This window comes from Ferrovibrio sp. MS7 (assembly GCF_038404985.1).
GTDB lineage: Bacteria > Pseudomonadota > Alphaproteobacteria > Ferrovibrionales > Ferrovibrionaceae > Ferrovibrio > Ferrovibrio plantarum.
Genome location: NZ_JBBKBA010000001.1, coordinates 1,747,843 through 1,769,398 on the forward strand (window position 1 = coordinate 1,747,843; position 21,556 = coordinate 1,769,398).

Here is a 21,556-nt window from a genome sequence, read left to right on the forward strand (position 1 = left end):
CATCATTCCTTCGCGCGGCGGTCAGCGCCATCAAACGGCAATTGCTGGCGGCGACGGTCAGGTCCGAAATAGCCGCGCACGCTGACGAAGTCGCGCGGCCGGGCAATCACCGAGACCAGACGGCGGTAGAGGCCGTCAGCGGTGAAGGGCTTGGCGAGGAATTCGGTGACACCGGCATCACGGGATTCAACCACGTATTCCATTTCGGAATTGGCGGTGAGCATGATCACCGGCAGCAGGCGGTCGGCGGAGGTTGCATCGTTGCGGATAAAATCGAGCAGTTCGAGGCCGCTGCGCGGCTTCAGGTTCCATTCCGTGATGCAGACATCGATATGGCCCGAGCGCAGCGAACCCAGTGCGCTGTCGTAATCACGGGCCAGGCTGATCTGCACGGCACCAAGCATGGCCAGGATATCCTTGACCAGCTTGCCCATCAGCCGATTGTTGTCGACGATGAGGAAGCGCACGTGGCTGAAATCAATTTTTTCCGACATGCGACTGTCCAACGCTCCCGGCCTGGCGACTAATCCACCCGCGGATATGGCTTCTTCCGACCAAATCTCTATATACTTTAACCCTTGCGAAGCCAACCAATTGAACGATTCTACCGGGGCTTGTTAACGACTAGTAATCATCCGTGCAGAAACTTGCCGCTGCGTTGTTTCTGCGTCCCTCTCGCAATGGCGAAATATGACTGAATCAGTCGCCACCCGACCGCCTGGTCTGCTCGCGCTGCTCGGGATAGTGAATGCCAACGGTATTCTGGTGGCAACGATGTATCTGCCGTCGCTGCCGAGCCTGAGCAATGTGCTGGGCGTACCGGTAGATGCAATGCCCTTCACGCTGATGGTGTATTTGGCCGCTTATGCTGGCGGTCAGCTTGTGTTTGGCCCCTTGAGCGACCGCTGGGGCCGGCGCTGGCTGATGCTTGGCAGTCTGGCTGTGCTGGCGCTGGTGAGCGCCGCCTGCGCTTTCGTCACCACCTTGGAGCAACTCTGCTGGCTGCGCGGCATCCAGGGCTTTGCCGCGGCCGCCGGCCTGGTGATCGGTCGTGCCGTCCTGTTCGATGTATACAATCGTGCCGAAGCAGCGCGCGCGACGGCAGTGGTCACGGCCACCCTGGCGATGGCACCGATCTTTTCGCCTCTGCTTGGCGGTCTGGTGGAGGAGTTCATTGGCTGGCGGGGAAATTTCCTGATCTCAGCCGCCGTCACGGCCGGCGCCTTGCTGCTGCTTGGTATCTGGCTGGGCGAGACACATCGCCCGGTGCGCCGCCCGGGTTCGATGCTGGGCGGCATTTTGCGCGATTATGCCGGCCTGCTCGGCTCGCGCGCCTTCCTTGGCTTTGGCGGCGTGATCGCCAGCATCTTTGCCGGGTTGCACAGCTTTAATGCCGCAGCACCTGCCGTGCTGATCGAAACCTTAGGCTTGCGTCCGGCGGTTGCCGGCCTGCTGCTGGCCTTGGGCGGCGGCGGCTTTTTCCTCGGCTCGCTGTTCTGCTCGCTCTACTCCATGCGGCTTGGCACGGCAAAGCTGATCGAGCTTGGCATCGCGGCGATGCTGCTGGGGGGCTGCGGCCTGCCGCTGCTCACCGCCCTGTTCGGCGACAGCGTGGCGGTGGTGATCGGTTGCCGCGTGGTCTGGGCGGCGGGCATGGGCATTGCCGTACCGGCGGCGGTGGCGGGAGCCACCGGGGCAAACCCCAAGGCGCTGGGTGCCGGTTCGGCGCTGGCTGGCTTCATGCAGAATGCCGCCGGTGGCCTGGGCGCCATGGCGATGGGCCTGCTGCCGGCAGGCGATACCCTGGCGCTGGGCCTGGCCTATGCGGCCATGGCGGTATTGGGCTGGGCCGGCTGGATGGTCAACCGACGCGCCGCGCTGGCGGCGATTAACTCTCCGGATTGAGCACGGCCTGCAATTCGCGCCATTCGCGCGCGGACAGGCCGGACGAAGCCTGATCGACAGCCTCGCCGGCCAGCAGGCGGCGCACCGTCTTCAGTGCCGTGGCCGAGAGGCTGGCGCCGCCGATGCGGTATTCCACGAAGGCGTCGTAGCAGGCCGGCACCCAGCGCTTCACTGTTTCCAGCATTGCCTCGGCATAGACACGGATTTCGTATTGCGCGTGGCTGTCGGCGCGCAAGCTGAGGAAATGCAGCAGGTTCAGCAGGTCGGTCTTCCAGTACCACTGGGTATAGTAATTCAGCGTCAGGTTCATGCGCGCCAGCTCGCGCGCCAGCCCGGAGCGGTCTTCATCCACGCGGCTGCCATCGGGGCGCTCGTTCAGCATTTCCTCGTAGGAATCGTAGGCCTGGGTGGCGTCGCGCTTCAGCAGTTCCATCACTCGCTCGGCTTCAGCACCGGTCAGCAGGTTGCCGCGCCCCTGGCGATTGGTGGTGGCCTGGGCCGCAAGCTGGTCGGCGGCGGGCAGGTAGAATTCCTTGTCCAGGATCGAGTAGCGCGCGGAATATTCGTTCACATTGGCGGTGCGGTGGCGGATCCACTGCCGCGCCACAAAGATCGGCAGCTTGACGTGATACTTGATCTCGCACATCTCGAACGGCGTGGTGTGCCGGTGCCGCATCAGGTAGTTGATCAGGCCGCGATCCTCGCTGACCTTCTTGGTGCCCCGGCCATAGGAGACGCGCGCCGCCTGCACCACCGCCGCATCGTCGCCCATATAGTCGATGACGCGCACGAAGCCGTGATCGAGCACGGTCAGCGGCTCGTAGAGGATTTCCTCCAGCGCCGGCACGGTGGCACGCCGGGTCGGCTGGCTCTGGCTGCGCAGCGCGGCAATCTCGGCGGCTTGTTCGGGCGTGACGGACATCGGCGGGCTCCCTGTCGGCGGCCCCCTGGGAGGGGCCCGGGGAATCGGGCGCCCCGGCTGAAGGCCGGACTTTATAGACCCTTCAAAATGCCTTCGGGAAGCCTTATATGTCTCTCTGCCGGCTTGCCGGCTATGGCGATAAACGCCGCTCGGAATAGGCGTAATGGACCCGGGGGCAGTACCCGGCGCCTCCACCATGAGGCCAGGCTCAGGCGATCCCGCCGCCCTGGCTTGATGATGGGGGCGAATCAGGCTCGACATGCGCAATAAAGGATCGGTTTTTGCCCGGCATGATACCGCCGTTATCGGGTCAAACTCTAAGTGCGAACGATAACTCCGTAGCACTCGCTGCCTAATTAGGTAAGCGCGGCTTGGGGGGTGCCGGGCAACAGAAACCCCCCGCTTATTCCGCTATCTCCCGTATAGCCTTGCGTTTTCCGGCATTTACGCTGCCCGGAATTGAAGTTTGGCATGGCCTTGGGTTATGATGGCGGCAACCTGCACCCCACCCGTGTAACAGGCATGGCCGGCAAGCTGCTCGATTATAACCTCCTGGTCGAAAACGCACTGCGTGGCGCGGTGCGCGACGCGTTGAAGCGTGCGGCCGAATTCGGCCTGCCCGGCAACCACCATTTCTACGTCACGTTCCGCACCGATCAGCCCGGCGTGGAAATCCCCGCCTACCTGCGGGAACGCTATCCGGACGAGATGACCATCGTGCTGCAGCACCAGTTCTGGGGCCTGGAGCCGGGCGAGGACAAGTTCCAGGTCACACTGAGTTTCAACAAGGTGCCGGAACGCCTGGTGGTGCCCTATGCGGCGCTCACCGCCTTCGCGGATCCGAGCGTGCAGTTTGGCCTGCAGTTCCGTGTGCAGCCCTCGGCCGAGAGCCTGGCACGCGGCGCCGCATTGGCGGCGGAAGCCCCGGCCACCGAGCCTTCGGCCGATGACAAGCCGGCGGAAGAGCCGAAGCCGACCACTGGCGAAGTGGTGGCGCTGGATGCCTTCCGCAAGAAGAAGACTTAAATCCCGCCTTTCCGTCCGCCGCCCCAGTTTCACCAGCGAGACACGCCATGCCTGATTTCAGCTACCAGGATCTCTTTCCGCTTGGCCCCGACAGCACGCCCTACCGCAAGCTTTCGAGCGACGGCGTGGAAAGCATCGAGGTGGCCGGCCGCCGCGTGCTGAAGGTCAGCGACAAGGCGATGAGCGACCTGACCTTCGCTGCCATGCGCGACATCGCGCATCTTTTCCGCCCCGGCCATCTGGCGCAGTTGCGTGCCATCCTGGAAGACAAGGATGCCTCCGACAACGACCGCTTCGTGGCGCTGGAGTTGCTGAAGAACGCCAATATCTCGTCCGGCTTCGTGCTGCCCTCCTGCCAGGATACCGGCACCGCCATCGTGATCGGCAAGAAGGGCCAGTATGTCTGGACCGAGGGCAATGACGAGGCGGCGTTGAGCTACGGCGTCTACCGTACCTACACCGAGACCAACCTGCGCTATTCGCAGCTCGCGCCTTTAAGCATGTTCAAGGAAGTGAATACCGGCACCAACCTGCCGGCGCAGATCGAGCTCTATGCCACCGAAGGCGACGCCTACAAGTTCCTGTTCATCGCCAAGGGCGGCGGCTCGGCGAACAAGACCTATCTCTACCAGCAGACACCGGCCGTGCTGCGCGGCGAGAACCTGGTCAAGTTTCTCGATACCCAGATCAAGACCCTGGGCACCGCGGCCTGCCCGCCCTATCACCTCGCCATCGTCATCGGCGGCCTCTCGGCGGAGCAGAATCTCAAGACCGCCAAGCTTGCCTCGGCGCGCTATCTCGACAGCCTGCCGACCCAGGGCAGCCCGTCCGGCCATGCCTTCCGCGATCTCGAGATGGAGCAGACCGTGCTCGAGCTCTCGCGCAACAACGGTATCGGTGCGCAGTTCGGCGGCAAGTATTTCTGCCATGACGTGCGCGTCATTCGCCTGCCGCGCCATGGCGCCAGCGTGCCGATCGGCATGGCGGTGAGTTGCTCCGCCGACCGCCAGGTGCTGGGCAAGATCACCAAGGATGGCGTTTTCCTCGAGCAGCTTGAGACCGATCCGGCCAAGTACCTGCCCGAAGCCACGGAAGACGCGCTTTCCGAAACCGTGGTGAAGGTGAATCTCAATCAGCCGATGAGCGAGATCCGCAAGCTGCTGTCGCAATACCCGGTCAAGACCCGTCTGTCGCTCACCGGCACGCTGATCGTTGCCCGCGACCTGGCGCATGCCAAGTTCGCCGAGCGCGTCGAGCGCGGCGAGGGCCTGCCCGAGTATGTGAAGAACCACATGATCTACTATGCCGGCCCGGCCAAGACGCCGGAAGGCTATGCCTCGGGTTCCTTCGGCCCGACCACGGCTGGCCGCATGGATTCCTATGTCGGCATGCTGATGCAGAATGGCGGCGGCTTCATCAGCCTGGCCAAGGGCAACCGCTCGAAGCAGGTGACTGATGCCTGCAAGCAGTATGGCGGCTTCTATCTCGGTTCGATCGGCGGCCCGGCCGCGATCCTGGCCAAGAACAACATCAAGAAGGTCGAGCAGCTCGAATATCCCGAGCTCGGCATGGAATCGGTGTGGAAGATCGACGTGGAAGACTTCCCGGCCTTCATCATCGTGGATGACAAGGGCAACGATTTCTTCGCCAAGCTGGCCTGAGGCAAAGCCTCTGCAGACTCTATTGCTGTTTCTCGTCATCGCCGGGCCCGCCCTTCGGGCCTCTGCGCCTACGCCGCCTTCGGCGGCGCGCGCTTAGAGCCCGGGCGATCTCGTGGGAGCGGCACGAAGGTGCCCGGGTCAAGCCCGGGCATGACGACTGAATCGAAAAGCTTCAAAGATAGTCGACTATCTCAGCGCAAGACCGCGCGGCCCTCGGGATCGTAAACCACGCTCAGGACCAACATGCGGTCCACCGTCACGCCATCGGCGGCGAGCGGAACCACCAGGGTTTCCGCGCTGCCATAGTCGCGGCCCGGGCCAACCCGTTTTGGTCCGCGCCGCCAACTCGGGCCACGGTTTTCCGCCACCCAGGTAAGCCCCTCGAAGGATTGCGGGTCGGCGCCCAATTCGTCCAGCCAGCGGCCGGTCGGATCGGCATGCAGATGCCGGGTGATCATGGTGCCGACCAGGCGCAGGCGGAAGCGCATCGGCGGCGGTTCGCGCTGCACCTCAAACAGCGTGATATGCGGCAGCAACTGCCGCACCGCGATGGGGTCGAAGTGATCACGGCTTGGCAGCAGGCCCTTGGCCATGCCCTCCGGCCACATATTGCGCCAGGCGTCGTAAAGGCCGCGCGACAGTGCATGCCAGGCGGCAGGATCAAGCGTGTCGCCACGTTGGATGAGGTCGGCGGTGTCAATACTCAACAGAACAATCACTCCACGGCGATACTGAAATGGGCGCGACACTGCACCAGTATTTGGTGAATGTTGTATTAACCCGGCGTGGTTGTTTTGATTGTCTACAGGCCGAGATAGGCTTGGCGCACGCGGTCATCGTGTAGCAATGCCTCGCCGCTGCCCTGCATGGCGATGCGGCCATTCTCCAGCACATAGGCACTGTCCGCCAATTTCAGCGACACCGCCACATTCTGCTCCACCAGGATGATGCTCAAGCCGCGCTCATGCAGCAGCTTGATGATGCGGAAAACTTCCTGCACCACGGCGGGCGCCAGGCCCAGCGACGGCTCGTCGAACATGATCAGTTCGGGTTGGCCCATCAGGCAGCGGCCAATGGCCAGCATCTGCTGCTCGCCGCCAGACATGGTGCCGGCCAACTGGCCACGCCGCTCGGCGAGGCGCGGGAACAGGCTGAAGATTTCCTCCAGCGTCTGCTTTTCCTTGCCCTTGGCGCGCGGCAGCAATGCGCCCATCTGCAGATTCTCCAGCACGCTGAGCGTGGGGAATACCTGGCGGCCCTCGGCCACCTGGCCGATGCCCAGATTGCACACCTTGTAGCTCGGCAGGCCGGCGATATTCTGGCCCTTGTAGCGAATACTGCCCTGGCGCGGCGTTTCGATGCCGGCGATGGTGCGGATCAGCGTCGACTTGCCGGCGCCATTGGCGCCGACGATGGCAACGATGCTGCGCTCTGCCGCCTTCAGGCTGACGCCATCCAGCGCCTGGGCATCGCCATAGAAAACGTCGAGGCCTTCGATCTCGAGACTCATACGGCGGCCTCCTCGCCGAGATAGCATTCCAGCACCGCCGGATCGCGCACCACGGCTTCCGGCTCACCGCGCGCGATCACCTCGCCATGGTGCAGCACCACCACCTGCTGCGACAAAGCCATCACCGCCCGCATCACATGCTCGATGAGCAGGATGGTGAGGCCATGGCGCTGGTTCAGTTCGCGGAATACAGCGACCATCTGGTCGGTTTCCGTCGGCCGCAGGCCGGCCATCACTTCATCCAGCAGCAGGATCGTCGGCTTGGTCGCCAGCGCGCGGGCCACTTCCAGGCGCTTGCGTTCCGGCAGGGTAAGCTGCGCCGCCGGCTGGTCGCGCTTGTCCAGCATGCCAAGCTGGTCGAGGATCGCTTCCGCCGCCTTCGCCGCCTTGCGCGCATCCGGCTCGGTGCGCAGCGCGCCGACGATCACATTGTCCAGCGCGGTCAGTTCCTTGAACGGCTTCACCAACTGGAAGGTGCGGCCAACGCCGGCATGACAGATCTGATCCGGGCGCAGGCCATCGATGCGGCGGCCTTCCAGCGTGACGCTGCCTTCATCGGGCTTGTAGACGCCGGCGATCATGTTGAAGCAGGTGGTCTTGCCGGCGCCGTTCGGGCCGATCAGGCTGACGATGCCGCCGCGCGGCACCTCCAGCGAGGCGCGTGTCACTGCCTTGAGGCCACGGAAGCTTTTCGAGATGCCATCGACCTGAAGCAAGGGCGCGCTCATGACTTGCTCTCCAGGCCGAGCCGGCGGCGCAGCGGCGGCCAGATGCCATGCGGCAGATACATGATCACGGCGGCAAGGCAGATGCCGTAGAACACATGCTTGATGCCGGGAATGTCGTAGCCCAGGCCATGCAGCAGTTCGTAAAGCCCTTCCGCCAGCACGGTGAGCACGAAGGCGCCGAGGATCGGGCCGAACAACGAACCCAGGCCGCCGATGATCGGCCCCAGGATCAGCTCGATGGAGCGGCTGATGTTGAAGATCTGCTCAGGAAACAGGTTGTTGTAGTAGAAGGCGAAGAACACGCCGCTGATCGCGGTCATGCCGCTGGAGATCAGCACCGCAAACATCTTGTAGCGGAAGGTATTGATGCCCAGCGTCTGCGCCGCATCCTGGTCCTCGCGGATCGCCAGCCAGTAATAGCCGATGCGACCGGTGAGCAGCCAGCGGCAGAGGATGAAGGCGCCGACAGTGAAGGCCAGCAGCAGGTAATAGAACATCACTGGCCGGCCACGCAGGTTCAGCAGGTCGTTGCTGGCATATTGCGCCACCGGCAGGAAGAAACCGCCGGAGCCGTTCACCCAGGCGAAGTGGTCGAAGCCGACGCGGGTGAATTCTGCGAAGGCGATGGTGAGCAGGGCGAAGTAGGTGCCGCCGATGCCGAAGCGGAAGGCGAGGAAGCCGATGCCGGCGCCGAACGCCATGCTGATGCCGATGGCGGCGAAGACGCCAAGGCTCGGCGGCAGCTTGAAATGCACATACAGCGCCGCTGCGGTATAGGCCGCAACACCGACATAGAGCGAATGGCCGAGCGAAAGCTGGCCGCAGAAGCCCATCATCACGTTCCAGGCCTGGCCGGTATAGGCGAAATACAGCACCAGGATCAGGATCGAGAGCAGATACGGGTCGACCAGGAAGGGCGCCACCAGGAAGGCGGCGAGCAGCAGGCCAAGCAGGATCAGGGCGCGCTTCGGCACGCCAGCGGTAAGGCGGTCGACAATACTAGCGATCATGACGGTTTCCTGCCCAGCAGGCCCTGGGGCCGGAACAGCAGCACCAGGATCAGCAGCGCGATGGCGAACATGCTCTTGGCCGAGGGCGCAAAGAACAGGCCGGACAATGCTTCCGAAAGGCCGATCAGCACGCCGCCGAGCAGCGCGCCGGGCATCGAGCCGAGGCCGCCGACGATGACGATGACGAAGGCCTGCAAAGTGAAGGCCGGGCCGAGGCTGGGGGTAACGTCGATCAGCAGCACCATCATGGCGCCGGCGGCGCCGACGCAAGCCGAGCCGAGGCCGAAGGTGAAGGCATAGAGCCGCTTCACGTTGAGGCCGACCACCAGGGCGCCGAGGTAATTATCGGCGCAGGCGCGGATTGCTTTGCCGGTGAGGGAAAGGCGGAAGAAGGCGAACAGGCCGGCGGTGATCAGCAGCGCCAGGCCGGCGGTGATCAGGCGCACCTTGTCGGCGAGCAGCGGCCCGATCTCGACGGAATCGAGGGCGTAGTCGACGAGCGTGGTGCGGGCATCGGGGCCGAAGATCATCAACAGCCCGTTCACCATGATGATGGCAACGGCGGCCAGCAGCATGAACTGGCTATGCTCCGGCCGGTTGATGAAGGGATTGATCAGCAGTGCCTGCATGGCATAGCCCAGCGCGAACAGCAGCACGGCGATCGGCACCATGCTGATCAGCGGGTCGATCTGCCAGGCACCGAAGGCGACGATGGCGCCATACATGGCAATGGTCATTATTTCGCCATGGGCGAAATTCACCACGCGGACCACGCCGAAAATGACGCTGAGGCCAAGCGCCATCAGGCCATAGACCAGGCCGGTCAGCACTCCCTGCAGGGTGACATTGAGAATGAGTTCAATCGGCATGTTGTGAAAACACCCACGGCGCGGCTAACGCCGTGGGTGCCATTTTGAGGGGTGGGTCAGGTTAGGCGCGCTTGTTCCAGCTCGGCATCGGCAGCAGCAGGTTGTCTTCCGACACGTTGAGCGGCAGCACCACCTTCGGACGCTGGCCGATATTCTGCAGCGTCACCGACTTGATGTTGGTGTTCTGGCCCTTGGCGTCGAATTCCAGCGTGCCGCCGGCCATCACGTGGTCGGTGATCTTGGTGGCGCGGATGGCATCGGCGAGTTCCTTGCCATTGGTGCTCTTGGCGCGGTTGAAGGCTTCCACCGCTACCAGCATGGCCTCGAAGGAGAAGCCGACATTCAGCTCGAACAGCTCCTTCGGATAGGCCTTGGTGAAGGCATCGAGCAGCTTCTGCGTCATGCTGGCGCGCGGGTTGTACCACGGCACATTGGTCAGCAGGTAATCGGAATACTTGCCGAGCGTGCGGTAGAACTGGCCTTCATAGAAGCCCGGCGCGCCGGGGCTCATGATCACCTTCGGCTCCCAGCGCTGCTTCACCATCTCGCGGATCAGCAGGATGGCGTCGTTCAGGCGCGTCACCGGCATCACCATGTCGGCATTGGTCGCCTTGGCCTTGGCGATTTCCACCGAGAGGTCCTTGGCCTGCGGATCGTAGCTGATGGTCTCGACGATCTGGAACGGCAGGTCGAAGCGCGGGGCCATCGCCTTGATGGCGCCGGCCATGGACTGGCCAAAAGTGTCGTTGGCATGCATGAACACCGCGGTCTTCGGCGACACGCCGCTCTGGGCGAACACGGTCTTCATCAGCGCCAGGCCGTCGCCGACCAGCATCGGCGCGGTCGGAAAGTTGCGGAACACGAACTTGTAGCCCTGTTCGGTGATCTGCGGCGCGGCGGCGACGTTGATGATGTAGGGCACGCCCTTCTGCTCGGCGACCTGGGCGATGGCGGCGGACTGGCCGCTGTCGAAGGCGCCGATCAGCACGTTGGCGCCGTCATTCACCAGTTTTTCGGCGCGGCTGCGGGCGATGTCGACATTCGACTCGGTGTCGGCATTCATGATCTCGACTTCGGCGTTGATGCCGAGGCCCTTGAGCACGCCCGGGGCGATGTCGATGCCACGCTGGCAGGCGAGGCCAAGCTGGGCCTGGAAGCCCGAGCGCGGATGGATCGAACCGATCTTCAGCACGCGGCCTTGGGCGCGGCCGATATTGAACGGCGCGACACCAGCGGTGAGCGCGGCAGCCGCAGCGGCGGTCTGGCCGAATTGCCGGCGGGTAAGCTTCTTGGTCATGTGTTCCTCCCGAAATTCCGTGCCGGAACGTGTCTGTCCGGCCTTGGTTTGTAACTTTAGCGGATCATCCGCGTCACACAAAGTCCCCGGGGCTGGATTCAGCCCCTAAATCCGTTGCAGCAGCTCCATTAATTGCCGCCTTTCGGCTGCATCCAGGCGGTGGCCGATGCGGCGGTCATGCTCGGCCACTTTGGCGCGCAGGCTGGCGGCGAGTTTCTGCCCTTTTGGTGTCAGATGCAGGCCATAGGCCCGGCGATCGCGTGGCGAAGGCTGGCGCAGCACCAGGCCGAGCCGCTCCAGGCGGTCCACCATGGTCATGGCGCCGGAGCGCGCCACGCCCAGCGCCTGGCCGAGATGGCCCTGCTGCACACCTGGATTGCCCTCCACCAGTACCAGGGCGGAGAACAATGCCGGGCTGATGCCGGTGCCGCGCAGGCTGGCGTAGAAATCCTCATAGAGCCGAAGCTGGGCCCGGCGCAGCACATAGCCGATCAGGTTGGGCAGATCGCCATAGTCGATCGCCGCCTTGGTATTGCTGCTGTCTGGTGCCGTTGCCGTGCCGTTTGCCGGCATCGCGCTGTCCCTTCGTTGCTCCCCATGCGGCCCGCGGCGCGAACCGTGCAGGCTACTAGGCGAGCCCGCTTGCGGTGCATTCTAGCTTACGCTAATTGTAATGCAACTATACAAATTGCAAGGCGGGAGGAAATAATGGTGGAGGCTCAAGCCCCGGCGGCGGCAATGGCCCCGAATGTCCTCATCATTGGTGCCGGCATCGGCGGTCTCACCCTGGCGCTCAGCCTGCACCGGGCCGGTATTCCGGCGCGCGTGGTGGAAGCGGTGCCGAGCATCAGGCCATTGGGCGTCGGCATCAATGTGCTGCCGCATGCGGTGCGCGAACTGACCGAACTGGGCCTGGCGGAAAAGCTCGAGGCCCGCGCCATCCGTACCAAGGAACTGATCTATACCAACAAGTTCGGTCAGGAAATCTGGCGCGAGGCGCGCGGCCAGGATGCCGGCTATAGCTGGCCGCAATTCTCGGTGCATCGCGGGCGGTTGCAGATGCTGCTGTTCGAAACCGTGGTCGAGCGGCTGGGGGCAGGCGCCGTGCGCACCGATGCCGAACTGGTCGGCTTCGAGCAGGATGAGGCCGGCGTCACGGCGCATTTCCGCCGTCGTTCCGATGGTGCCGCATTGCCGCCCGAGCGCGCCAGCATCATGATCGGCGCCGACGGCATCCATTCCGCCGTGCGGGCGCAATATTATCCCAATGAAGGCGCGCCGAAATGGAATGGTGCCGTGCTGTGGCGGGCCACCTCGGAAGCCGCGCCGTATCTGTCGGGCCGCTCGATGATCATGGCCGGGCACCAGGACCAGAAATTCGTCTGCTACCCGATCAGCCCGGAAGCCGCCGCGCGCGGCCGGTCCGAGGTGAACTGGATCGCCGAACTGCGTTTCCCGAACGACACGCCGTGGAACCGCGAGGACTGGAACCGTCCGGGCAAGATCGAGGATTTCCTGCCCCAGTTCGAAAGCTGGAATTTCGGCTGGCTGGATGTGCCGGGCCTGATCCGCAGCGCCAATGCGATCTATGAATTCCCGATGGTGGACCGCGATCCGGTGGCGCGCTGGAGTTTCGGGCGCGTGACGCTGATGGGCGATGCGGCGCATGCCATGTATCCGATCGGCTCCAACGGCGCCAGCCAGGCAATCATCGACGCCCGCGTGCTGGCGCACCGGCTGGCGACCATCGCCGATCCGGTGGCGGCCTTGCAGGCCTATGAAGCGGAGCGGCTGCCGGCGACTTCGCGCATTGTGCTGGCCAACCGGGCCAATGGACCGGAGCGGGTGATGCAGCATGTGGAGGAGCGGGCGCCGAAGGGCTATGCCAAGCTCGACGACATCATCAGCCGCAGCGAACTCGAGGCGGTGGCCAAGGATTACAAGCTGATCGCTGGGTTCGACAAGGATGTGCTGAACAACCGCCCGTCCCTGGACGCGCGGTACGGCGCTTAAGCCTCTTCAGGCTCCAGCATTTCTTCTGCCACGGCCGGGCGGCGGCGGTCGCCCTGGCGCCGTGACGAGGAATGGCGGCGATCAATGTCGCCGGGCAGTTCATGGCTGGTATGGCGGCGGTCACCCAGGCGGCGCTCGCCGCGGCGGCGGCGGTCGGGGCCGACATAGCCACCGCCCTTCACCATCACGCGCTGGCCGATCAGGGCATGCATCAGGCGGCGCACCAGCACCTGCATCGAAATCGGTTTCACCACCACTTCGTTGACGCCGGCATCGCGGGCCGCCACCACTAGGGAAGCGTCCACGTCGGTAGCCATCAGGATCACCGGCATAGCATTGTTGCCGACGCTGGTATCGCGGCGCAGCCGCTCGGTGAACATCAGCCCGTCCATCTTCGGCAGGCGGTAATCCACCAGGATCAAAGTCGGCTCATGGGCGGCGATTTCCAGCATTGCCTGGCGCGCATCTGCGGCCAGATGCACGGCGCCGAAGCCCATGCCGTAGAGCACATCGCGCAGGCCATTGCGCGTCGCCTTGTTCTCGTCGACGACGAGGATGCTGGAGACACGGAATTGCGACAGCATGGGATGAGACCTGCTGTCGGGCTTTGTCGGGCTGCGCATAGCGGTATTCATACCGGCAATTTTGCCGCGCGCGGGTTAATTAAGTGTAATTCCTGCCCAGGTTGTCCAGAATTTTGCTGAGCCGCCCTAACGACTTATCAGTCCCCTGATTAGTCTTTAGGCAACTTAGTCGCGCAGTAGTTCGTTGATCGAGGTCTTGGAACGGGTCTGGGCGTCGACGCGCTTGACGATCACGGCGCAGGACAGCGACGGGCCCGGCTCGCCATTGACCAGCGGCTTGCCCGGCAGGTTACCCGGCACCACCACGGAATAGGCCGGCACGCGGCCATAGATGATCTCGCCGCTGGCGCGGTCGACGATCTTGGTGGTGGCGGAGATGAACACGCCCATGGAAAGCACGGCGCCTTCTTCCACGATCACGCCTTCCACCACTTCCGAACGGGCGCCGATGAAGCAGTTATCCTCGATGATCACCGGGGCCGCCTGCAGCGGCTCCAGCACGCCGCCGATGCCGACGCCGCCCGAGAGATGCACATTCTTGCCGATCTGGGCGCAGGAGCCGACGGTCGCCCAGGTATCCACCATGGTGCCGCTGTCGACATAGCCGCCGACATTCACGAAGCTCGGCATCAGCACCACATTCGGCGCGATGAAGGCAGAGCGGCGCACCACGGCGCCCGGCACGGCGCGGAAGCCGGCGGCACGAAAGCGCTGCTCGTTCCAGCCGGCGAACTTGGACGGCACCTTGTCGAACCAGTTGGCGCCGCCTGGGGCATCGGAGATCAGCATGTTGTCGGTGAGGCGGAAGGACAGCAGGATCGCCTTCTTGGCCCATTCCTGGGCTTTCCACTTGCCGTCAATCTTCATCGCCGCGCGCACAATGCCGGCATCCATCGCCTCCAACGTGCTTTCCACAGCATCGCGCACCTCGCCCTTGGTGGCGGTGTTGATCTCGGCGCGTGCCTCCCAGGCAGCATCGATGATGGGCTGGAGCTGGCGCGCGAGGGTGGCGGCGTCGGTCATGGTGGAAATCCTTAAACTTTAGGGCCGGGTCAACTGAAGCGGCGGACGGAAAGTCGCGTGACAATAACCGGCGCGGCCGGGGCGTCAACCTTTTGCCAGCCCAGCCGCGTGCGGGGGAATAGCGCTCAGGAAGGCGGTCAGGTCCGGGGCGACATGGTGGATATGCGCCGCTTCATCCGGGCCGGGCTGGGCCCAGTCGGAGCGGGTCGGGACCCAGATTGTCGCCATGCCCAGCCGGGCCGCCGGGGCCAGGTTGCGCGCCATATCCTCCACCATTGTCGCCCGGCTCGGCTCCACACCATGCTCGGCCAGCAGCTTGGCATAAGGCTCGGGCCGCGGCTTGGGCAGGTAGTCGGAGGCAACGATGTCGAATATGGCTTCGAAGCAGTCGGCGATGCCAAGCCGGCCCATCACGCGCTCGGCGTGGGCCACGGTGCCGTTGGTGAAGATCAGCTTGCGGCCGGGCAGCGCCTGCAAGGCGGCGCGCAATTCCGGCAGATGCGGCAGCGGCGAGAGGTCGATGTTGTGGACATAGCCGAGGAACTCGGCCGGGTCGATGCCATGTTCCACCATCAGGCCACGCAACGTGGTGCCATGCTGCTGGAAGAAGCCCTTTTGCCGGCGCTTGGCTTCCACGGCATCGACACCGAGCAGGCCGGAGATGAATTCGCCCATCCGGCGGTCGATCTGGGCGAACAGGTCGCAATCCGCCGGGTACAGCGTGTTGTCGAGATCGAACAGCCAGGTTTCTGTGGCGGCGAGGCGGGCAGGGTTGGCGGCGGTGGTCAGCATGGCGGCAAAATATGCCGAAGCGGGCCCGATGACGAGGCCCGGGCAACACGGCTATAAACGACCCCGGAGGGCATGGGGCACCGATGGAAGCCGATACTTTCGCACCTGCGGGCATGGGGCCGGGCTTGAACCCGGAGGCCCTGATACCGGTATTTCCGGGGCCGGCGGCCTTGTTCGACGAAAACGGCGCCGTGCTGCAGGCGAACCGTGCCGCGGCGCCGCTGCTTGAAGCCCTGGCCGCCGATCAGCTCGTGGCGCTGGCCGCCGCCCTGGACGCCTCGCTGGCCGATGGCTTGCCGCGCCAGGAAAAGGCTGATCTGCCTGGCCTGCGCGGCGGCACCGCTCTGCAGGTGACATTGCTGCCGCATGGTCAATCGCCCGGTCAGCCGGTATCGCGCCTGCTTCTGCTGTGCCGCGATACCACGCTTGAGCGCAACCTGCTGCAGGCGCTGATGCAGTCGCGCCAGTTGTTCCGCGATCTGGTCGCCTGCTCCTCGGAATTCGCCTGGGAAACCAAGCCCGATGGCCGCTTCGGCTTCGTTTCGCCCCGCGGCGCGCTGGGCTACACCGCGCGCGAACTGGAAGGCCGCCGGCCGGAGGATTTCACCGCCCCGGATGCACCGGAAACCCCGCGCCCCAGCCTGTGGCCGTTCGATGCGGGGACGCCGCAGGATGCGGTGGAACTCTTTCTGGTCCGCAAGGATGGCAGCATCGGCTGCTTTGAAGTGTCGAGCGTGGCGGTCCGCGATGCCAAGGGGGCATTCGCTGGCGCGCGCGGCGTCGCCCGCGATGTCACTGAGGCACGCGAACGGCTCGAGGCGTTGCGCCGCGCCCACAAGACGCTCAACACACTGGCCAATACCGATGGCCTCACCGGCCTGCTCAACCGCCGGGCTTTCCTCGGCGAACTGGATAAGCGCCTGGCACGGCATTTCCGCAACCGCCTGACCGGTACGCTGATCTATTTCGATCTCGACAATTTCAAGAAGGTCAACGACGTGCATGGCCATCAGGCCGGCGACGAGGTGCTGAAAGCGGTGGCCGAGGCGGTACGCAAGGGTCTGCGCGTGGTCGATCTGGCCTCGCGTATCGGTGGCGATGAATTCCTGCTCTGGCTGGAGGAAACCGGCCGCGACAGTGCCGCCTCGATGGCGGCACGCCTCACCGAAGCGGCGGCCGAGATCAACAGGCAATGGGGAGTCGAAGGCTTTCCGCTTGGCCTTTCCATCGGTGCGGTATTCGCCCGCTTGGATGCGGCCGAAAACGCCGAAGCCCTGGTGGCGCGCGCCGATGCGGCGATGTATGTCGCCAAGAAGGGCGGCAAGGGCCGCACCCATATCGCCGAATATGTCGAGGAAGGCGGGCAAGCGTAATGGAGTATGATCGCGCCAAGGAACTCGCGGCATCGCCCGATCCCGCCGTGCGCCTGGAATTGGCCCAGCGCCAGGATGTGCGCCCCGAGATTCTGTATTTCCTCGCCATCGACGAAGCCACCGATGTGCGCCGGGCCATCGCCGCCAATATTTCGACGCCGAGCCAGGCGCATCTGCTGCTTGCCAACGATGCCGACGAGGAGGTGCGCGCGCAGCTTGCCGACAAGGTGGCGCGGCTGCTGCCCAGCATGCCAGAGGACGAAGCCGGAGCGGCGCGCGAATATGCCGTGCAGACCGTGGAATTGCTGGCGCGCGATGAACTGACCCGTATCCGTGCCATTCTTTCCCAGGCGCTGAAATCGGCGGTCAATGTTCCGCATCATGTGGTGAAGCAACTCGCGCTGGACGTGGAGCTGATCGTCTCCGCTCCGGTGCTGGAATTCTCGCCGCTGCTCACCGACGAGGATTTGCGCGAGATCGTTGAAGGTGCGGCGCAATCGGGCGCGCTTTCCGCCATTGCCCGCCGTGTTGGCCTGTCCTCCGGCGTATCGGATGCCATCGTCGCCACCCGCGACGTCTCGGCGGTGGCGGCTTTGCTGGCGAATGACTCGGCACAGATCCGCGAGGAGACGCTGGACCTCATCCTCGATGCCGCGCCGAGCGTGGAAGCCTGGCACGAACCGCTGGTGCAGCGCCCGAACCTGCCGGGCGCGGCGGCCAAGCGTATCGCTGGTTTCGTGGCGCAATCGCTGCTCAGCCGCCTGATGGCGCGCAGCGACCTGCCAGCCGAGGCGCTGGCCGAGATCAAGACCGTGATGCAGAAGCGCCTGAACGTGGCGTTGCCCGAGGAGCCGGCGGCCGAGGCTCCTGGCGCGGCCGGCAAGGAAAAGGAAAAAGAAAAAGACCCCAACTCGGCGATGGCCGAGGCGGAGACAGCGGTGAAGAAGCTGCTGAAGCTCAACAAGCTCGACAACGATGTGATGCAGGACGCCATCGAGCGGCTGGACCGCAATTTCGTGCTGCAGGCGCTCGCGCAGGCCGGCAAGGCACCGGTGCCGGTGGTCCAGCGCGCACTGGAGTCCCGCAATGGCCGGCTGATCACCGCCCTGGTCTGGCGCGCCAAGTTCAGCATGCGCACGGCGGTGATGGTGCAGCGTGATATCGCCAAGGTGCCGCCGAAGCAGATGCTGAATGCGCGCAACGGCACGGATTATCCGCTTGGCAAGGGCGAGCTGGAAGAACAGCTCAAGGTGCTGGGGCTGTAACTAGCGGCCCTATTTCCGGGAAGATCCTCGGGCCAAGCCCGAGGATGACGAATCCAAATAATACCTCGTCATGCCCGGGCTCGACCCGGGCATCTCATGCCGCGTGGCTCATTCCTTGAATTCGGCCTCGTCCGGAATCCGGTTGAAGGCGATCTTGGCGCCCATGAAATCGGTTTCCGGTTTCTTGCCCTTGCGCTGACCCGGCAGCGGGCCGATATGCACCGTGTCGCGGGTATATTTGGCGTTCAGCTTGTCGATTGCCTTGGCCAGTTTCACGCGCTTCTCGCTCAAGGCCGGATCGGCCTCGAAGCCGCTGCCGCCGCCGAACAGGTCGCCGGTGATTTCCGTCTCCGGCACCAGATCGGTCAGCGCCACGCCCACCTTGCGCAGGCGGCGGCCCTGATCGGCCTGGCTTTCGGCCACCATGCGCTGCCACAGGCGGTCCACCGCATCCAGGATCACGAAGCTGTCCTGGGTTTCGGTGAGGCGGAAATCGGCCGACCATTTCTCATGCGCGCGGTCATCGAAGCGCACCGAGAGATGCAGCAGGCGTGCGGCACAGCCGATGCGCCGCACCCGGGTCGCGGCTTTCGCCGCCAGCCGCCGCGCCACGCCCTGCGCCATGTATTCCGGCCGCAGCGAGGGCGGCAGCACATGGCTGTGGCTGACGCTGTGGCGACCCTCGGCGGCGCGGTGCACCGCCTCGCCGCGCAATTCGCGCCAGAACATCTCGCCGCCGATGCTGCCCCAGATGCGGCGTGCCTCGCGCGGCCCCAGATCCCACAAGGCCGGCAGGCTGTCGATACCGGCATCCAGCAGCCGCTGCTCCATGTTGGCGCCGATGCCGGGCAAGTCGCGCGGTTTCAGATTGAACAGCGGCCCGGGCAGGTCGGCGGCTTCCAGCACGGTGAGGCCATCCGGCTTCTTCAGGTCGCCGGCCACCTTGGCGAGGAAGGCATTCGGTGCGATGCCGATGGAGCAGCGCACATATTCGCCGATATTCTGGCGCAGGCCGGCCTTGATCCGCCCAGCCAGGGCCACGGCTTCCGATTTCAGTTTCTCGCGCCCCATCAACTCGCAGGCCATCTCGTCGATGGAGCCGACCTTGGCCACCGGGATATGGCGGTCGATCTCCTTCAGGATGCGGTGGTGGTAGCGGGAATACATGTCGTGTCGCGCCGGCACGATCAGGATGCCGGGGCAGCGCCGCTTGGCCTCCCAGATCGGCGTGCCGGTGCGGATGCCATAGGCCTTGGCCTCATAGCTGGCGGCGATGGCCGAGGTGGTGTCGGTCATCACCGGCGAGACCACCACCGGGCGACCGCGCAGGCGCGGCTGCTCCTGCTGCTCCACGCTGGCGAAGTAGCTGTTGAAGTCGATATAGAGCCAGTTGAGGCTCGACTCCGCCCAGGCCGGTTTCATGGCCCGACTCTCTCGCCCCAGGTCCATGGGGTCAATCGGATTCGCGATTATATCTTTGACTGAACAGGTGGGTTATGGAAAATAGCAAGCGACATGCAGAAGAGATCGAAATTACTCAAGAAATGGTCGAGGCGGGATGTTCAACTCTTTTGGAAAGTGGGGTCCTTCCTAATGATTATCTTTCGTCCGCAGACCCTCTTCTAGTGCAGCGAATTTTTGTGGCAATGTGGGATTGCCGACCTCATGGAACGTGGCGAAAAGCCGATTTACATCATCTACGCGTTCGACTTGCCACCGGGCCTTTTTCGCGCCTTGCATAATCGAGGATGCCGTTAGGCCGGGCGGTTGCCCTGTTTTGGCTATATGTCTGCCAACTCGGTTTTGATCGAAAACAGGAGAGCAAAGCCGAGCATGATTGCGTCCGCGAATTGTTAGGGTGACGGGCATGCCATGGGCGATGTTGTTGCGCATTTTGCGAGTACTGCGAAAATCCTCGTAAAGTTTAGACCAAAGCGGACTAAGATCGGCAATCCGAGGGTTTTCGTTAATTAATTGCTTAATGACGTTATCGACGATCTCAGTGCGCGCGTCAAAACCATTGGGGCTGTAGTAGATGGCATACGCGACTTGACTATGTTTTATGTCGAGGGCGCTATACAGGAGCGCACTAAGCGCAAGTTCCATTTCGTTGAATGTTGCGTTGAAAGCCCAAATAGCATTTCGAAGTTGGGTGTGTTCTGTTTTGAGGCGGTCATGATCATGGTTGATTTTGCGCCGTTCGTCGTGAGTCAGGGGGCGTAGTAATTCAGGAGGCACCGGATGAGCTTGACGAAATGCGATTACCTCAGGGTTGTCTTCGGACAATTCCTCCTCAGCATGCCCGGCTTGGGCCAAGGAAAATAAGCCCGTAACTTCACCCTTCCAATTTCTTTGGACAAAAGGCATGACAAATTCCCCCCAAGACAATCAGCGAGACGAGGTATTGAGGCGAATGCTCAATACCCCGCCAAAGCCGCATGAGCCTAAGGGTAAAAAGGCTAAGAGTCCCGCGAAAGACGTTTCTTCCAATAAGCAATCCAGCCGCGCAACTGGCAACGGGTCAATTTCTTCTTAGGCGGCAGCGCCGTTAGTCCGCCGATAGGTCAGGCGCTTGCCTTGGGAGCCCAGAAGCGCAAGATCGCGGCGTTCGTTGTCGCTGATTTCCAGCGCGATACGGTTGTTATAACGGAAGTCAAATTCGACAAGGTAGCGGTGCAGGTGCTGCTCCCCGCACTGCTGATAAACGCCCTTCATGCCGCGCTTAAAGATGGAGAAGAAGCCTTCCACGGTGTTGGTCGAAACCTTACCGCGCGCATATTCCTTCTTGGAATGCAGAATGGTTTCGTGCTTCTCAAAATGCTTGCCGGCATGGATATAGTGGCGCGCTTCATCGGTCATAAGGGTGCTGTCCTGGGCCAAGTTCTTGACCAGCAATTCCTTAATCTCGTTGTAGCGCAGATTTTCAACCTTGATCGAGCGAGCCTTACCGCCACGCTCCACCAGTGAAACAATTTTCTTCATGCCGGCGCCGCTGCGTTGCTTCTGCCAGCCCTTTTCGTTGCTGTAGGTATCGCGGTTCTGCCCGATAAAGGTTTCATCGGCTTCCACAATCTTGCCACCACCACCCAGCGGGCCGGTCGGGGCTTCAATCATGGACTCGCGGATGCGATGGGCCATGAACCAAGCCGACTTGTAGGTAACGCCCAGCATGCGATGAAGCTGGTGGGCGCTCATACCCTTTTTGGAAGCGCAAAGCAGGTGGGTTGCCAGTACCCACTTGTGCAACGGGATATGGCTGCGCTCGTACACGCTGCCGACGCGGACAGTGAACTTCTTGCGGCAGTCCGGGCAGTGATACCAACCATCGCCCATGCTCTTGCCACCCAAAGCCTTGGCATTGCCCACAACGCCGCAATAGGGGCAGCTAACCACCCCGTTCGGCCAGCGGATGCGTTCCAGGTGCAGCCGGGCGGCGGTTTCGTCGGTAAAGATGGGATTGGTCAGGTCGGTCATGGGCTTATCTCCTAGGCCCAAAACTACCCCGTCACGGCTGTTCAGTCAAGTATATAATCGCCATCGGATTCGTACAGAAAAAGAACATTTGCTGGATTGTGGAG

General features: G+C 63.4%; 21 protein-coding genes and 1 other RNA gene. 7 read left to right on the forward strand and 15 right to left on the reverse strand.

Annotation, left to right across the window (positions count from 1 at the left end; all coding sequences use genetic code 11):
- Window positions 1-2: 2 nt before the first annotated feature.
- Window positions 3-494: a response regulator gene (locus tag V6B08_RS08345; RefSeq protein WP_341979574.1), complete on the reverse strand. Its 492-nt coding sequence runs from the start codon at window positions 492-494 to the stop codon at window positions 3-5.
- 196 nt (window positions 495-690) lie between these two features.
- Between V6B08_RS08345 and V6B08_RS08350 the strand changes: the two genes are divergently transcribed.
- Window positions 691-1,905 carry an MFS transporter gene (locus V6B08_RS08350; protein WP_341979576.1) on the forward strand — a complete coding sequence of 405 codons (1,215 nt, stop codon included), beginning with the start codon at window positions 691-693 and terminating at the stop codon, window positions 1,903-1,905.
- Here the strand turns inward: V6B08_RS08350 and thyX are convergent.
- Window positions 1,889-2,827: an FAD-dependent thymidylate synthase gene (thyX, locus tag V6B08_RS08355; RefSeq protein WP_341979577.1), complete on the reverse strand. Its 939-nt coding sequence runs from the start codon at window positions 2,825-2,827 to the stop codon at window positions 1,889-1,891. The two genes, V6B08_RS08350 and thyX, sit on opposite strands and share 17 nt — an antisense overlap.
- A 77-nt stretch (window positions 2,828-2,904) precedes the next feature.
- Between thyX and ssrA the strand changes: the two genes are divergently transcribed.
- From ssrA to V6B08_RS08370, 3 genes are all read left to right on the forward strand, one after another.
- Window positions 2,905-3,231, forward strand: a transfer-messenger RNA (tmRNA) gene (gene ssrA, locus V6B08_RS08360).
- Between the two features lie 67 nt (window positions 3,232-3,298).
- Window positions 3,299-3,853, forward strand: coding sequence for an SspB family protein (locus V6B08_RS08365; RefSeq protein ID WP_341979579.1), 555 nt, complete (start codon window positions 3,299-3,301; stop codon window positions 3,851-3,853).
- A 47-nt stretch (window positions 3,854-3,900) separates the two neighbouring features.
- Window positions 3,901-5,514: a fumarate hydratase gene (locus V6B08_RS08370; RefSeq protein WP_341979581.1), complete on the forward strand. Its 1,614-nt coding sequence runs from the start codon at window positions 3,901-3,903 to the stop codon at window positions 5,512-5,514.
- Window positions 5,515-5,705: 191 nt separating this feature from the next.
- On the opposite strand, the gene V6B08_RS08375 is transcribed toward V6B08_RS08370, so the two are convergent.
- The 7 genes from V6B08_RS08375 to V6B08_RS08405 all read right to left on the reverse strand — a co-directional run bounded on the left by V6B08_RS08375 (window position 5,706) and on the right by V6B08_RS08405 (window position 11,501).
- Window positions 5,706-6,221 carry a PAS domain-containing protein gene (locus tag V6B08_RS08375; RefSeq protein WP_341979583.1) on the reverse strand — a complete coding sequence of 172 codons (516 nt, stop codon included), beginning with the start codon at window positions 6,219-6,221 and terminating at the stop codon, window positions 5,706-5,708.
- A 95-nt stretch (window positions 6,222-6,316) separates the two neighbouring features.
- Window positions 6,317-7,024, reverse strand: coding sequence for an ABC transporter ATP-binding protein (locus tag V6B08_RS08380; protein ID WP_341979585.1), 708 nt, complete (start codon window positions 7,022-7,024; stop codon window positions 6,317-6,319).
- Window positions 7,021-7,752, reverse strand: coding sequence for an ABC transporter ATP-binding protein (locus tag V6B08_RS08385; protein WP_341979588.1), 732 nt, complete (start codon window positions 7,750-7,752; stop codon window positions 7,021-7,023). The genes V6B08_RS08380 and V6B08_RS08385 overlap by 4 nt, the downstream gene beginning before the upstream one ends.
- Complete coding sequence (locus V6B08_RS08390; RefSeq protein ID WP_341979590.1) at window positions 7,749-8,762, reverse strand: branched-chain amino acid ABC transporter permease; 1,014 nt, start codon at window positions 8,760-8,762, stop codon at window positions 7,749-7,751. The genes V6B08_RS08385 and V6B08_RS08390 overlap by 4 nt, the downstream gene beginning before the upstream one ends.
- The gene (locus V6B08_RS08395; protein WP_341979592.1) at window positions 8,759-9,631 is read right to left on the reverse strand and encodes a branched-chain amino acid ABC transporter permease; all 873 of its coding nucleotides are present in this window, start codon (window positions 9,629-9,631) and stop codon (window positions 8,759-8,761) included. Before V6B08_RS08395 ends, V6B08_RS08390 begins: the two co-directional genes overlap by 4 nt.
- Before the next feature lie 61 nt (window positions 9,632-9,692).
- Window positions 9,693-10,928 carry an ABC transporter substrate-binding protein gene (locus V6B08_RS08400; RefSeq protein ID WP_341979594.1) on the reverse strand — a complete coding sequence of 412 codons (1,236 nt, stop codon included), beginning with the start codon at window positions 10,926-10,928 and terminating at the stop codon, window positions 9,693-9,695.
- A 105-nt stretch (window positions 10,929-11,033) separates the two neighbouring features.
- Window positions 11,034-11,501 (reverse strand): MarR family winged helix-turn-helix transcriptional regulator, encoded by a 468-nt coding sequence (locus V6B08_RS08405; protein WP_341979596.1) that lies wholly within the window; start codon window positions 11,499-11,501, stop codon window positions 11,034-11,036.
- A gap of 135 nt (window positions 11,502-11,636) precedes the next feature.
- On the opposite strand from V6B08_RS08405, the gene V6B08_RS08410 reads away from it, so the two are divergent.
- On the forward strand, window positions 11,637-12,941 hold the full coding sequence (locus V6B08_RS08410; protein WP_341979598.1) for a flavin-dependent oxidoreductase: 1,305 nt from the start codon (window positions 11,637-11,639) through the stop codon (window positions 12,939-12,941).
- On the opposite strand, the gene V6B08_RS08415 is transcribed toward V6B08_RS08410, so the two are convergent.
- The 3 genes from V6B08_RS08415 to V6B08_RS08425 form a co-directional block, all read right to left on the reverse strand.
- A complete protein-coding gene (locus V6B08_RS08415) occupies window positions 12,938-13,525 on the reverse strand; it encodes a response regulator (RefSeq protein WP_341979599.1) in 588 nt (195 codons plus the stop codon). The two genes, V6B08_RS08410 and V6B08_RS08415, sit on opposite strands and share 4 nt — an antisense overlap.
- Before the next feature lie 165 nt (window positions 13,526-13,690).
- Entirely contained in the window at window positions 13,691-14,548 is an 858-nt protein-coding gene (gene dapD, locus V6B08_RS08420; RefSeq protein WP_341979600.1) for a 2,3,4,5-tetrahydropyridine-2,6-dicarboxylate N-succinyltransferase, read from the reverse strand.
- Between the two features lie 84 nt (window positions 14,549-14,632).
- On the reverse strand, window positions 14,633-15,340 hold the full coding sequence (locus tag V6B08_RS08425; protein ID WP_341979602.1) for a pyrimidine 5'-nucleotidase: 708 nt from the start codon (window positions 15,338-15,340) through the stop codon (window positions 14,633-14,635).
- An 83-nt stretch (window positions 15,341-15,423) separates the two neighbouring features.
- Here V6B08_RS08425 and V6B08_RS08430 point away from each other — a divergent pair, with 83 nt between their 5' ends.
- Both V6B08_RS08430 and V6B08_RS08435 read left to right on the forward strand, forming a co-directional pair.
- Window positions 15,424-16,713, forward strand: coding sequence for a sensor domain-containing diguanylate cyclase (locus tag V6B08_RS08430; protein WP_341979604.1), 1,290 nt, complete (start codon window positions 15,424-15,426; stop codon window positions 16,711-16,713).
- The gene (locus V6B08_RS08435) at window positions 16,713-17,978 is read left to right on the forward strand and encodes a DUF2336 domain-containing protein (RefSeq protein WP_341979606.1); all 1,266 of its coding nucleotides are present in this window, start codon (window positions 16,713-16,715) and stop codon (window positions 17,976-17,978) included. The genes V6B08_RS08430 and V6B08_RS08435 overlap by 1 nt, the downstream gene beginning before the upstream one ends.
- A gap of 108 nt (window positions 17,979-18,086) precedes the next feature.
- Here the strand turns inward: V6B08_RS08435 and V6B08_RS08440 are convergent, their stop codons facing one another.
- From V6B08_RS08440 to V6B08_RS08450, 3 genes are all read right to left on the reverse strand, one after another.
- Window positions 18,087-19,400: a Y-family DNA polymerase gene (locus V6B08_RS08440; protein WP_341979607.1), complete on the reverse strand. Its 1,314-nt coding sequence runs from the start codon at window positions 19,398-19,400 to the stop codon at window positions 18,087-18,089.
- A gap of 168 nt (window positions 19,401-19,568) precedes the next feature.
- On the reverse strand, window positions 19,569-20,345 hold the full coding sequence (locus V6B08_RS08445) for a hypothetical protein (RefSeq protein ID WP_341979610.1): 777 nt from the start codon (window positions 20,343-20,345) through the stop codon (window positions 19,569-19,571).
- Between the two features lie 165 nt (window positions 20,346-20,510).
- A complete protein-coding gene (locus V6B08_RS08450) occupies window positions 20,511-21,452 on the reverse strand; it encodes an IS1595 family transposase (RefSeq protein ID WP_341979612.1) in 942 nt (313 codons plus the stop codon).
- Between the last annotated feature and the right edge of the window lie 104 nt (window positions 21,453-21,556).

Bases quoted from the DNA above. Each gene is read 5' to 3' on its own strand.
- V6B08_RS08435 (WP_341979606.1), top strand. From the start codon at position 16,713: ATGGAGTATGATCGCGCCAAGGAACTCGCGGCATCGCCCGATCCCGCC.
- V6B08_RS08450 (WP_341979612.1), bottom strand. From the start codon at position 21,452: ATGACCGACCTGACCAATCCCATCTTTACCGACGAAACCGCCGCCCGG.
- V6B08_RS08395 (WP_341979592.1), bottom strand. From the start codon at position 9,631: ATGCCGATTGAACTCATTCTCAATGTCACCCTGCAGGGAGTGCTGACC.
- V6B08_RS08445 (WP_341979610.1), bottom strand. From the start codon at position 20,345: ATGCCTTTTGTCCAAAGAAATTGGAAGGGTGAAGTTACGGGCTTATTT.
- V6B08_RS08350 (WP_341979576.1), top strand. From the start codon at position 691: ATGACTGAATCAGTCGCCACCCGACCGCCTGGTCTGCTCGCGCTGCTC.
- V6B08_RS08365 (WP_341979579.1), top strand. From the start codon at position 3,299: ATGGCCTTGGGTTATGATGGCGGCAACCTGCACCCCACCCGTGTAACA.
- V6B08_RS08405 (WP_341979596.1), bottom strand. From the start codon at position 11,501: ATGCCGGCAAACGGCACGGCAACGGCACCAGACAGCAGCAATACCAAG.
- V6B08_RS08385 (WP_341979588.1), bottom strand. From the start codon at position 7,752: ATGAGCGCGCCCTTGCTTCAGGTCGATGGCATCTCGAAAAGCTTCCGT.
- V6B08_RS08440 (WP_341979607.1), bottom strand. From the start codon at position 19,400: ATGAAACCGGCCTGGGCGGAGTCGAGCCTCAACTGGCTCTATATCGAC.
- V6B08_RS08370 (WP_341979581.1), top strand. From the start codon at position 3,901: ATGCCTGATTTCAGCTACCAGGATCTCTTTCCGCTTGGCCCCGACAGC.
- V6B08_RS08380 (WP_341979585.1), bottom strand. From the start codon at position 7,024: ATGAGTCTCGAGATCGAAGGCCTCGACGTTTTCTATGGCGATGCCCAG.
- V6B08_RS08390 (WP_341979590.1), bottom strand. From the start codon at position 8,762: ATGATCGCTAGTATTGTCGACCGCCTTACCGCTGGCGTGCCGAAGCGC.
- V6B08_RS08430 (WP_341979604.1), top strand. From the start codon at position 15,424: ATGGAAGCCGATACTTTCGCACCTGCGGGCATGGGGCCGGGCTTGAAC.
- dapD (WP_341979600.1), bottom strand. From the start codon at position 14,548: ATGACCGACGCCGCCACCCTCGCGCGCCAGCTCCAGCCCATCATCGAT.
- thyX (WP_341979577.1), bottom strand. From the start codon at position 2,827: ATGTCCGTCACGCCCGAACAAGCCGCCGAGATTGCCGCGCTGCGCAGC.
- V6B08_RS08400 (WP_341979594.1), bottom strand. From the start codon at position 10,928: ATGACCAAGAAGCTTACCCGCCGGCAATTCGGCCAGACCGCCGCTGCG.
- V6B08_RS08410 (WP_341979598.1), top strand. From the start codon at position 11,637: ATGGTGGAGGCTCAAGCCCCGGCGGCGGCAATGGCCCCGAATGTCCTC.
- V6B08_RS08425 (WP_341979602.1), bottom strand. From the start codon at position 15,340: ATGCTGACCACCGCCGCCAACCCTGCCCGCCTCGCCGCCACAGAAACC.
- V6B08_RS08415 (WP_341979599.1), bottom strand. From the start codon at position 13,525: ATGCTGTCGCAATTCCGTGTCTCCAGCATCCTCGTCGTCGACGAGAAC.
- V6B08_RS08345 (WP_341979574.1), bottom strand. From the start codon at position 494: ATGTCGGAAAAAATTGATTTCAGCCACGTGCGCTTCCTCATCGTCGAC.